The sequence below is a fragment of the Enterovibrio norvegicus genome (assembly GCF_002876705.1).
GTDB classification, from domain to species: Bacteria; Pseudomonadota; Gammaproteobacteria; order Enterobacterales; family Vibrionaceae; genus Enterovibrio; species Enterovibrio norvegicus_B.
Genome location: NZ_MDAG01000057.1, coordinates 79,534 through 91,593, shown reverse-complemented (window position 1 = coordinate 91,593; position 12,060 = coordinate 79,534). Strand labels below are relative to the sequence as shown.

At 48.5% G+C, this 12,060-nt stretch carries 8 protein-coding genes and 1 pseudogene; 3 read left to right on the top strand and 6 right to left on the bottom strand.

What is annotated here, in order from left to right; all coding sequences use genetic code 11:
- Positions 1 to 156: 156 nt before the first annotated feature.
- The 6 genes from BCT27_RS19955 to BCT27_RS19930 form a co-directional block, all read right to left on the bottom strand.
- Positions 157 to 876, bottom strand: coding sequence for a DUF3726 domain-containing protein (locus tag BCT27_RS19955; RefSeq protein WP_241905217.1), 720 nt, complete (start codon positions 874 to 876; stop codon positions 157 to 159).
- On the bottom strand, positions 873 to 2,606 hold the full coding sequence (locus BCT27_RS19950; protein ID WP_102319074.1) for a hypothetical protein: 1,734 nt from the start codon (positions 2,604 to 2,606) through the stop codon (positions 873 to 875). Before BCT27_RS19950 ends, BCT27_RS19955 begins: the two co-directional genes overlap by 4 nt.
- Before the next feature lie 118 nt (positions 2,607 to 2,724).
- Positions 2,725 to 4,290, bottom strand: a complete 1,566-nt coding sequence (locus tag BCT27_RS19945; RefSeq protein ID WP_198597597.1) for a BCCT family transporter — start codon at positions 4,288 to 4,290, stop codon at positions 2,725 to 2,727.
- Positions 4,291 to 4,381: 91 nt separating this feature from the next.
- Positions 4,382 to 5,371 (bottom strand): membrane dipeptidase, encoded by a 990-nt coding sequence (locus BCT27_RS19940; protein WP_102396562.1) that lies wholly within the window; start codon positions 5,369 to 5,371, stop codon positions 4,382 to 4,384.
- Positions 5,372 to 5,487: 116 nt separating this feature from the next.
- Positions 5,488 to 6,936: an aldehyde dehydrogenase family protein gene (locus tag BCT27_RS19935; protein ID WP_102319077.1), complete on the bottom strand. Its 1,449-nt coding sequence runs from the start codon at positions 6,934 to 6,936 to the stop codon at positions 5,488 to 5,490.
- 61 nt (positions 6,937 to 6,997) lie between these two features.
- Positions 6,998 to 7,408 (bottom strand): RidA family protein, encoded by a 411-nt coding sequence (locus BCT27_RS19930; protein WP_198597596.1) that lies wholly within the window; start codon positions 7,406 to 7,408, stop codon positions 6,998 to 7,000.
- A 147-nt stretch (positions 7,409 to 7,555) separates the two neighbouring features.
- On the opposite strand from BCT27_RS19930, the gene BCT27_RS19925 reads away from it, so the two are divergent.
- The 3 genes and pseudogenes from BCT27_RS19925 to BCT27_RS19915 all read left to right on the top strand — a co-directional run bounded on the left by BCT27_RS19925 (position 7,556) and on the right by BCT27_RS19915 (position 12,054).
- The gene (locus tag BCT27_RS19925; protein ID WP_102319079.1) at positions 7,556 to 8,449 is read left to right on the top strand and encodes a LysR family transcriptional regulator; all 894 of its coding nucleotides are present in this window, start codon (positions 7,556 to 7,558) and stop codon (positions 8,447 to 8,449) included.
- Between the two features lie 225 nt (positions 8,450 to 8,674).
- Positions 8,675 to 10,218 (top strand): annotated as a pseudogene (locus BCT27_RS19920) (trypsin-like serine protease).
- 237 nt (positions 10,219 to 10,455) lie between these two features.
- Complete coding sequence (locus BCT27_RS19915; protein WP_102396560.1) at positions 10,456 to 12,054, top strand: methyl-accepting chemotaxis protein; 1,599 nt, start codon at positions 10,456 to 10,458, stop codon at positions 12,052 to 12,054.
- Positions 12,055 to 12,060 lie beyond the last annotated feature (6 nt).

Below are 12,060 nucleotides of genomic sequence, written 5' to 3'. Positions count from 1 at the left end.
AGATAGAACATCAGTAAACCTCACACCCTCTGTAACACGCTATGTTCAGTTTCCTTCCTCAACACCTTACCTCGTTCCGATCCAGCAAAAACACGTACAAAAAAAGCCCGATTTACACCGAGCTTGCTTGAACGAATCAAAACATGTTTACACGAGCTATTGACCACCCGCCCCCATTTTTGATTGCTCACTGCTTTCGACTAGATTACGTGACGCGTAATGCTTCAGAACCTGCCAATGGGACTCATCAATCTCGATACCGTCTCTCCATGCTCTGCGGTCAGCTTCAGACAAAGACTTTGCCGTGATACATGTTGTAAAGGGACCAAAATCTTCCGCAGTAAACGCCGACTGTTGAACGTCGATATGCAGACATTTTTTAGGTAATTGGGGCAATTCACTGAAATAGATATCAGGAAAACGTCGCCCCGCATTCCACACACAATCCACATGAAACGGCGCTTGGCTATTGCTCCACTGCGCGCGAACTGACAATCCCTTCCCAGCCAGCTTGAGCAATTCACCGTACGCAAACCAGCGGTTATGGCTGTTCAGAATTTCAATACGAATGGCTGAGCGACCGATCATTTGATCCATAGAAACATCGATCAAAGCAGGAAAATGGTTCAGTAGACTCGCACCCTTCAAATCCGCAGAAATGGTGGCATCGTTTGTCAGAAAAGCGCCAACAGGTACGTCAGGCTCTGCCGCCAAAAAATCCATGGATGACACAAAATGAGAGACGCCTTTTAACCCTGACATTTCTAAATCTGCCACCATGTTAGCAATCACATCCGATTCCCCACATTGGCGATGTAAGCTTTCATAAGCCTTACTGCACAGGGTAACCAGTTCATTGTGAGAGAGATACATCATGCCAACACCCCTCGCTTACACGTTGCCAACGCTGTCACTTCGCACTCAGTACAAGGCATCAATGGAAACAACCAGCTTTCCTCAAACCGTTTAGCAGCGAGATCACTCACCAAAGGCGCACCTTGGAATAAGGTCACACGCACCCAACGGTCTGATCGAGGGTCAAACTTAGTCGCACCAAACATCGACAATTTACAGCGCAACAAATGCATGGGTAATGCACGTTCTGACAAGACATTCATTTGAATATCGCCCATCGGCTGCTGTGCCATGGTCCACACACGTCGTGAAATCACGCGATGAGAAGGATTACTCAACAAAAAGTGCGCCAAAGACAATGACGGATCCGCCTGTTGCAGTGCCGCATACAATCTCGACACTTGACGTCCAACGTCCAAAGGTAATTCGCGTTCTTCTCCAGGCTCCTGGCCGCGAACACCCATTCTTGGCTCTTCTTTATCTTGTGAACGATACCAAAACCAATACTTGTTTTCTGGCTCAGTAAAGTCGATATCAATCGCCCAACGGTAACGGGTTTCCATTACCTCCAGCATGTCTTTCACACTGATACCCGGATCAAGTGATAGAGATTCGTCTGTATTCAGCTTGTCGATGAAGCGATCAACACATTCAGGAAAGATCTCCATGATGCAAGTAGCAAGTACCTCTTGCGTTTCCAAGCTCAAATCGCTCGCACTATCAAGCACATCACCCCAAGTGTTGAACGGTGAAAACTGCTGTCGTATGCGTGTCATCAAAGCAGGGATCTGCGCGATGCATTCCACATTCAACGCTTGTTGCTGTTCGTTGATCGTGATGATTTGCTCAAAGTGCGTTTGGGCTTTTTTCAGTAAGCCACACACACGGTTTGTACTCTCTTCATTCACACTCTGTGAGCAGGCTGAAGCCAACGCCATTTCACGTTGTGACAACCAGCGATCCACCACGCGAGGATGACGAATAAGATACGGAGCCATGCCCAAGCCCGTCGCATTACCTATGCCGAGGTAACGTTTCAATTCAGGACAAATTGTTGATGCTTTTTCACCGCCGCGCTGCTTGGCAATATACTCGACCCAATCCAGACTGAATTGACGAAGAATATACACCGCACACATTTGGGCGCTGAACGTTAAATTAAAATCTTCGTTGCTCTGCAGGGTTTCAAAATCTGCAATGCCAAACTTCCCATTGCCGTAAACAGCCGTGGTACGGAGGATATACCCCACGCGGGCAATCTCAGCCGTGTTTGGCTGTTCGCCTTGTGCCAATGACGACACCAAGTGCTCGAATACGCGCACGCTTTTGTTTGCACGCGCCAACACCAGCACACGGGAAGAATTACGACCTGCTTCTTGTAGGGGAACATTTTGACGGAGTTGCTCAATGGTGCTCATATCTACACGCCCACGGATCAGCGCGAAGGTGACATCCCATTTTTCAGCAATGACACGGTCATTTCGATCTTCATCTGCAATCGCATCAGAGAAGACAACCAATTGGTATGTGTCATAAGAAGCTTCAAGTTCGTAAACTGCGGTGCCAAAACCCTTGTCACTCATTTTCCAAAGGGCTTGCGACACTTTCCAATTTTCACTCGCCATTTTTCTGATCAGCGATCGAACAAAGCTGATGCGGGTTTGGTGCATGGCGCCCAAACGTGTTGGGGCCATAACGATTGCAGGGTCTCGGAGCGTATTCTCAGATTCCTTGGCAAAGCTCGCGTTCATTCATGCTCACCTATGATTCTGGGACGTTACCTATTTGTCCTTATCCATAATTATCCGGAACATCACGAGTTCGTGATGTTCCGAAACGGCATATTTCTGTCCAATTTGCGTCAGCGGGTTATCTAAGCCCTTGCGCTGTCGCCATCTTCATTGCGATTTGTGGCGCATTCCAAAGTGCAGGAAGCAAAATGAGCGACACAGGTACCGCGGTAATCACAATGAAAGATTGCAGTGCCGATACACCACCCGCCCCTAGGGAAATCAAGATGATGGCTGTTGCCCCCATCATTACACCCCAGAATGAGCGAATAAGCGCATTCGGTTCTGTTTCACCACTGATCACCACACTGATGGTGTAGGTCATGGAGTCACCCGTGGTGACGATGAAGATCGTGGTTAAAATCAGGAACAAAATAGACACAATCATAGGGAACGGGAGTTGCTGTGTGATCGCAAGCAAAGAGGCTGGCAAGTTAAACCCTTCAAATGCCGCACTCACAGAACCTGGGTTCGCCATTTCAAACGCCAAACCAGAACCACCAACAATCGAGAACCAGAAACACGTAATAAGCGGTGCGATAATGCTAATCGTCGTGACCAACTGTCGAATGGTGCGTCCACGAGAGATTCGCGCAATGAAGATGGCCATCATTGGTCCATAACCAAGGAACCATCCCCAGAAGAACACTGTCCACCAGCTCAACCAACCCATATCACCGCGGAACGTCGCCATCGGGATAAAGTTGTCAATCATTGTGCCCACACCCTGAACGTAACCGTTGATAATGAAATCAGTTGGGCCAACAAGAAGGATGTATATCATCAAGCCAACAGCCAGAATGATGTTGTAGCGGCTCAAAATTTGAATGCCTCGGTTTACCCCACTCAGTGCAGAGATGGTGTAAATCGCAATGGCACCCAAAATAATGATGAACTGCGTGGTAAAGCCATCAGGCAAGTCGAACAACGCATTTAACGCGTAACTGACTTGCAAGCCCAAGAAGCCGATAGGACCAATGGTACCCGCCGCCACTGCCACGATGCAGCATGCATCAATGAAAGAACCGAAAAAGCCTGTTAACACGCGATCGCCAAAAACTGGATACAAAAGTGTGCGCGGTTTAAGTGGAAGGCCTTTGTCGTAGTGAAGGTGCATCAACACTATGGTTGTTAGCGTGCCAAGAATGGCCCAAGCCAAAAAGCCCCAGTGCATGAAAGACTGTGATAAGGCATTGAACGCTTGGCGTTGAATATTGCCTTCAGGCGTACCATACAACGGAGGAGGATTCACAAAGTGAGCAATCGGCTCTGCCGCCGCCCAGAATACTCCACCACCTGCAAGTAGCGTACACAGAATAATGGCTAACCATTTGAAACCGTCTAGCTCTGGTTTCTCAAGACCACCCAAGCGGACTTTCGATGTGGTTGGGCTTATCGCAAGACCCATACCGACCAAGAACGTAATCAGCAGCAGCAACTGCCAATAAGGCCCAAATATTTTCACTGACCAAGCAAAGCCTGCATTTACAAGGCTCGACAACAGTTCGTTATCAACCAGTGCAAGCACAACGAACGCAGTCAAAAACCCTCCGCTCATCCATAACACAGGGTTGTTTAACCCAAGTTTTTCAATGGTGCTTTGTGCCTCTGGCACGGTTTTCTCTGAGTTGAGTAAGTCAGACATCTTCTGTCTCCACATGATGGCGAACACAATGGTCAGAGCCACGGTGCCCGTTTCGTTGACAGCAGGAGGCAAATCCTTCAGCCGCAGTAAGTTATTCCGCTGGTTTTAAGCCAGCATCGAGGAATTCGATCCAGTTTCCGCCAAGGATCTTGGCCGTCTCCGTTTCTGAAAACCCTTTATCGCGAAGTCCCTTAAAGATGTTCTTCATACCGCTACTATCGGGGAACCACGGCAGCGCCGCAGGCCAACCCGAGTTGTTGGCCGAACCTTCTCCAAAATCGAGGCTCTTTGACCAACGTCCATTTCGCATCCATTCCAGTACGCTTTGTGGCTGGTTCAGGCACAAATCGCTGCCAATGGCTAAACGATCGATCCCTACCATTTCGGCAGTATCTGCAATGAGCGAACAGAATCTTTCTAAGGTGCAATCACTGCCATCGGGCAAATGGAATGGATAAAGGCTAAAACCAAGCAGGCCGCCTCTTTCCGCCAATGCACGGATCACAGTGTCTGATTTGTTTCGAAGCGCTGCGTGCGCTGAGGAAGGGTTTGCATGGCTAATGCAAATGGGGCGCGACGAAAGATCGATGGTTTCCAACGTTGAACGTTCCGCACTGTGCGACATGTCAATCACCATGCCCACGCGATTCATCTCTTCAATCACTTGTTTACCGAAGCGCGTAATACCGCTGTCGTTTTTCTCGTAGCAACCCGTCGCCAGCAGGCTTTGGTTGTTATACGTCAATTGCATGATGAGCAAACCCTGCTTTCTCATCACCTCGACCATGCCGATTTCGTCATCCAGTGGCGAACAGTTTTGCGCGCCGAAAAATACGCCAACTTTGCCTTCTTCTTTGGCTTTCACCACATCGCTCATCGACATGACGGGCATGATCAGGTCAGGATTTTGCTCAAAGAGTAAATTCCACTCAGCAAAACGCGTTAGCGTTTCACGGGCCGTTTCGTGGTACACCAAGGTGGCATGAATCGCCGTCACACCACTTTCTTTGAGCTGTTCGAAGTAAGCTCTGTTCCAGTTGCAGTACTGCAAACCATCGATAATAAGGTGGTCTTGATACATGCTGACTCCTTGCAAATGTTCGCGGTGTGTAACGTTAGAATGTGTTTAGGGAGAGGTGTGTAGAAACACACCTCTAAGATAAACATGAAATATCGTTGTTAAATACTCGGAAAAACTCAGTAAGGGCGCTGGTAAGCCGTCTTTACAATGGTGTAGAAATCACGGGCATATTGGCCTTGCTCTCGTGGCCCAAAGCTCGATTCTTTACGACCACCAAACGGGACGTGGTAATCCGTACCTGCGGTTGGCAAGTTCACCATCACACAACCGGTTTGCGCTTGGCGCTTAAACAAGGTGCTGCTGCGCAGGCTCTGCGTCACAATGCCCGCTGTCAGACCAAAACGTGTGTCATTCACGGTCGCGATCGCTTCTTCAAGTGAGCTCACCTTTTGCACACACGCCATGGGTGCAAACAGCTCTTCCTGGTTGATGTCCCAACTGTTGTCAGTGTTCAGGAAAAGCGTTGGTGACATATAAAAACCGTTGTGTTCACGATCAAGTCGCTCGCCACCAAAGGCCAGATCCGCGCCGTGTTCTTTTGCACGCTCTACCCAACTCATGTTTGCGCTAAGCTGGCGTTCATCAACCACAGGGCCCATAAACACGCCATCTTCCAAGGCATGACCGACTTTGAGTTCTGACATGCGCTGAATCAGTGCTTCTACATACGCATCATGAATGTCTTCCATCACCACGAGACGTGACGACGCCGTACATTTTTGGCCAGTGCCTGAAAATGAACCCGCGATCGTTGCATCAACAGCCGATTTCAAATCCGCATCGCTCGCAATAACCAAGGCATTTTTACTGCCCATTTCGAGCTGGCAGCGCACAAAGTTTGGTGCGGTTGCCGCAGCAACGGTGCGGCCAACATCGACAGAACCCGTGAAGCTCACGGCATCGATATCTGGGCTATTGATCAAAGTGTCACCCACTTGGGCACCAGAACCCAGAAGCAAGTTAAACGCACCAGGGTGAACGCCCGCACGGTGGATGATGTCCGTCAGCGCCACTGCGCTAGCCGGTGTCAGATTGGCGGGTTTCCAAATCACACTGTTACCAAACGCAAGCGCTGGGGCGATTTTCCAAGCCGCAGTGGCCGTTGGGAAATTCCACGGTGAAATGATTGCCACAACACCTACCGCTTCACGCGTCACTTCCACCGTCACATCAGGGCGCACGGAATCGGCAATGTCGCCCATTTGACGTAACACTTCTGCTGCGTAGTATTGAAAAAATTGGCCTGAACGATAAATCTCACCACGCCCTTCAGCAAAAGGCTTGCCTTCTTCCATCGACAGCAAACGCCCTAACTCATCGCAGCGCGCAATCAGCTCATCACCAATGGTGTTCAGCACTTTTTGTTTGAATTCGAGCGGGGTGCTTTCCCATGAAGGCTGCGCATTTCTCGCGGCATCAATCGCTTGTTGAACCTGAGACAAACTTGCTTGAGCAAAATCACCAAGTGACTGTGATGTATCAGACGGATTAACGTTTGCAACTGTGTTTGCGCCTTGTAGCCATTGACCGTCGATGTAGAGTGCGCTTTCCGTGTTATACGTCATGAGAAATCCTTGATTCTGTTATCTAAATTCGTGTTCAAAACCTGTATTGCTTACTGCGAGCTTAGTCTGTGTTTGGCACGGCTGCATACACCGCGAGTTCCACCAGCATGCCCTCTCTTGCTAACCCAGCAACAACCATGGCGGCTCGGTTTGGATAAGGCGCGGTAAAATACTCGGCGTAGACGCTGTTGACCGTGGCAAGGTAGCTTCTGTCTGTGACATAGATAAGCACCTGCAATACCGCATCCAACCCCACTCCTGCGCATTCGAGAGTGTGCGCGAGGTTATCTAGCGTTTGACGCGTTTGTGCTTCAATACCCCCCTCAGTAAGCTGGCCCTGGGCATCAATAGGAATTTGAGCCGTATAAAGCGTTCCATTGTGCGTAACCGCCCATTCCAACGGCGCTTTTGAGGCAAAAAGCTGTGTCGGCACAGCGGTTTTACGGGTAGGTGAAGAGGTATTTAAAGACATGGCGCTCGCATCCATTTAACCATTTCGTTTCATTTGATTTACATATTGCACCTTTCATTTTGATAAATCTAACGGTTAATTTTTGACAATTGTTCAATTTTATTTATCAATAGGAGGGGAGAGGAATAAATCAGCAGGACGTGAAAGATGGACATCAAACTTCAACAGCTTAGGCATTTTTCATTGGTGGTAGAACAGGGAGGGTTTCGGGCAGCGGCTTCCAAAGCAAATCGCTCGCAAGCCGCCTTGTCGACGTCAGTAAAAGAGTTAGAGAAAATTCTCGGGCAATCACTGTTTGATTCAGGACACAAAGCGAAACTCACGCCGTTTGGCGACCTGTGTTTACCCAAAATTAATCAGTTCTTAAAGCTGTATGAGGACCTCAATTCCGATCTTCGCGCAGCAGCGGCCGGGCAATTGGGACAAGTGAGAATCGCAAGCGTGCCTTCAGTGGCCGCAAAGCTGATCCCCCGTATTCTGGCAACCTACACGGAAAGCCACCCAGAGGTTGAAGTCGTGCTGGTGGATGACACTGCTGCTGGCGTAGAAAATCGACTATTGGCAGGAGAAGTGGATGTTGCACTGGGGAATTGCCTGCACATTCAAGATGAGCGCATTGAATTTATCCCATTGCTGGCAGACCCCGTCGGCATTGTCTGCCTGAGCGATCACCCCCTTACTCAACACACATTGCCTATCGACTGGGAGGTGCTCACACCCTACCCCTTCATTAAAAACGGGACCTGCTCCCTACTTGAATCCACACCAGCCAATGCGTTAACAAACACAGCGCTCTACACAGTTGAAAACATCACGTCGCTATTTTCCGTGCTCGAATTGGGTATCGGCATTACGACGCTCCCTCGCCTCGCCTTCCCCGATAACGCCAAAAACCTCACTTGGCTGCCGCTGGCCTCCCCCTACGTAGAGCGACAGATTGGGATATTCCGTCTCAAGGCGCGTGTTATGTCTCCACAAGCTTATGATTTTTACGAAATGTGTATTCGAGAACTAAAAGTAAAAGCAAACCTCGGACAATGAATGCCTATTTTTCTTGCAAAAGAATTAACCTCTCACCGCATTCTATGACCGCGATTTGGTGCCAAACCACTGATTTCATCGAAATGTAATTAAGCGCTCAGTGACTTTCGAACTATTAATCGCAAATCATAAATTTCACATGCCACAGCTTGGAGAGACATACATTCATCTGCTTGATTTTATATGGGTCATCAATACCCAACGTGAATAGTCAAGGAGAACCCATTGAACAAGAAACTCGCTACACTTTTTATTGGCGCTGCGTTCGCGCCGAGCTTGTTGCTCGCACAACCTCTTGAGACAAAAGATGTCAGTCCGCGTATTGTCGGCGGTAAACCCGCAGCACCAGAAAATTGGGCTTTCTATACGCAAATTGTTAACCGTCCAAGCAATCGCTCATTCTGTGGCGCTAGCTATATCGGTGACGGGTATGTGCTCACCGCCGCTCACTGTGTCGACAATGATGCCCCTAACCACATAGCCGTCAAAATCGGCGGTATTCGATACAACGGCACCGACGGTGTTCGCGTCAATGTTGAACAAATTTTCATTCACCCCAATTTCAACACAAGAACACTGGCCAATGACATTGCCCTCCTTAAACTCACCAACGTTCCTTCTGGTGTGCAAGCCGTTGATATCGCTGCGGGCAGCGTCAGCCAATATGCAGTTGAAGGCGATACGCTTACGGTGGCAGGCCTCGGTCGAACATCTGAAGGTGGTAGCTCACCTACTGTGCTGCAAGAAGTCGATGTTCCGTTAGTGTCTGATGCAGTTTGCCGTCAATCTGGTGGCAACTATGCCAATGTTGGCAGCGTGTCATTTTGTGCCGGCATTCCTGCTGGCGGCATCGATTCATGCCAGGGTGACAGTGGTGGACCACTGGTCATCAATCAAGCGGGACAAATTACTCAGCTTGGCATCGTGAGCTGGGGCATTGGGTGCGCACGCCCTGGGAAGTATGGCGTATACAGTGATATCGCAGCGCTTCGACGTTTTGTTGATGGGATTGTTGGCAATTCCAATGACGTGCCGTCTGTTGAGTACAAAGCCAATGAGACTCTGACTGCATTTAATTGGGGTGACATTAAACAGCACACGTTTGCCATCAATAACACTGGCTCAGTTGGCTTTACCGTAGAAAATGTCAACGTAACAGGCTCTGGTGTTGCAACCTCACCCGTCATCGCAAACGACCAATGTACGATGGCAACACTCTCGGCAGGTGAAAGTTGCCAAATCGAGGTTGAATTTGGCGCATCAATGGCAGGAACAGCAACAGCGAACCTGACCTTTGACATTGATAAAACCACGACCGTATATCGAGCAAAGGTGTCTGCTATCGCCAAAGATCCATCAACACCACCAACGGGTACATGTCAGGATGAATGGAAACCAGGAACAATTTACCTCACTGGCGACACGGTAAATTGGGCAAACACAACGTGGCAAGCAAAATGGTGGACACAAGGCGACAACCCGTCTCAATCAAATGAATGGGGAGTTTGGAAAGCCATCGGCAGTGTTGACTGTTCGCCAACAACGCCGCCTGTGAATCCGCCAACAGAACCCGAGCCGCCTACAGAGCCACCAGCGAATGGTAATGCCTATGAAGTCGGTCAGAATTACAATGCAGGGGACATCGTCACAAACAATGGCGAAAGCTTTGAGTGTCTGTCTGGCCGAATGGCCTTTGGTGCAGCGGAACACCCAGTGTTTACGCACCAGGGACAGGGACAAGCTGGCAACTCGCTTGGGTGAAACGATAAATTGAAAACACAAAAGAGTGCCTTTTCCTAACGGCACTCTTTTCTACACATCACCATTCACCCCGATTAAAACAGTACTTTTATCGCAAATATATAAACTTAAGAACTTACACATACAATTATTCGCGACGGAAAGCACACATAATCTAACAGAGTTGCCTAATGATAGTTTTGTAACTTTCCTGACATGACCGCCCATTAGGTTAGCGACATTGTATTCCCTTGTTAGGCTTTCTTATGAGCATACGTCAGCGCCTTTTAATCGCATTTTTGTTCTTCACATCACTCACCATCGCCATGGGTGGACTTGCTCTCTGGATATCATCACGATCAGCAGACGCTTACTCAGAATATGTGAATAAAAAGCTGCCCGAAGTCTGGACTCTCATTGCGCTAGAGCGTGATCATCGCGCCTTGGTCACACTCTCCCAAAAAATCAAAGCACAATTGTTGTTTTGGAATGAAGTGGAACCTCAATTCGAAGCTTTTAAAACGAATTATGAATACCGTTGGCAAGAGCTTTCTCAATACCCTTCATTAACGCTTTGGCGAGAAGAGAACCAGGCGAATAAGGAGAAGATCGACACTTACATTCAAAAATTCGAGAAAGCGATTGACGAGAAAAGCTATTACGACGCTGGCCGCTTAGTTGACTTTGATATGTACCCTAGCGTTGACCCTATTCTAGTTTCAATAGATAAAAAGCTCTTTGAACGGCAAACAAACGCACACGCCTCTGCCAATGGGCTGATCCATTTTCTAGACCAACAAGCGAACGTCATTTTTAGTGCCATTGGCATAGCGTTGCTCGTTGCATTCTCCTTAATGTTCTGGCTAACAAAAACTGTAATAATGCGGTTAAAACGTATTGCTAAAGCACTCACAGGAATAGATTTACATTCAGACCTTACCGTCAGAATTGAAGATAAGTACGACGATGAAGTCTCTGCCGTCGCGCTGGCAACCAATAACCTACTTGAAAAATTCAATCAGTTCGTCACCGATATCAAAACCAGAACAGATGAACTCGACAAGCAATCAGACACGCTAGACAAGCAAAACAAAACCGTGTCGAGCATCAATAAAAACACGCAGGATCAAATCACCGAGGTAGCACATTCTCTAACAGTGATGGATACAGCAACCTCCGATATTGCGTCTGCCATACACCAAACCCGAGAATCCATTGGCAACCTCGTTGCAGGCAACAGCGAGCTGCAATCGCAAATGACAGCGACAGAAAAATCCATCGCATACAGCGTCACCACCGTCGGCAATGTAGAAACAACCATGCAAGATCTCACCGACACAAGTAAGAAAATCGCAAGTGTGATGGACGTGATTGAAAGCATTGCAGAACAGACAAACTTACTCGCATTAAATGCAGCGATTGAAGCGGCAAGGGCTGGTGAGTATGGTCGAGGGTTCGCCGTTGTCGCAGACGAAGTCCGTAGTCTTTCTCAGCGAACATCTCAGTCAACTGGTGACATACGCGGTTGGATTAACGAATTGATAAACAGCGTAGAAGCCGCCAGCCGTCTGCTTGGAGACACCAAGCTTGCCAGCGAGAATAACCAAAAAGCGAGCGTCGAACTTCAACACCATTTGAGCGCGATGAGCCAGACGTTTGAAGGATTAGAAAAACGCAGTGTTGTTGTAGAATCCGCGATCATGTCACAGCACAGAGAGTTAGGCCTACTCACTGAGCGACGACAAGTGTTAAAGCGAGGCAGCCAAACATTAACCGAAGCCATCACTAGCACGCACAGTGTCAGTAATGGCTTAAGCCAACAATCAACAGCGCTAGCGAGCCTTACCGAACAATTTAAAACCTAGCTTAAA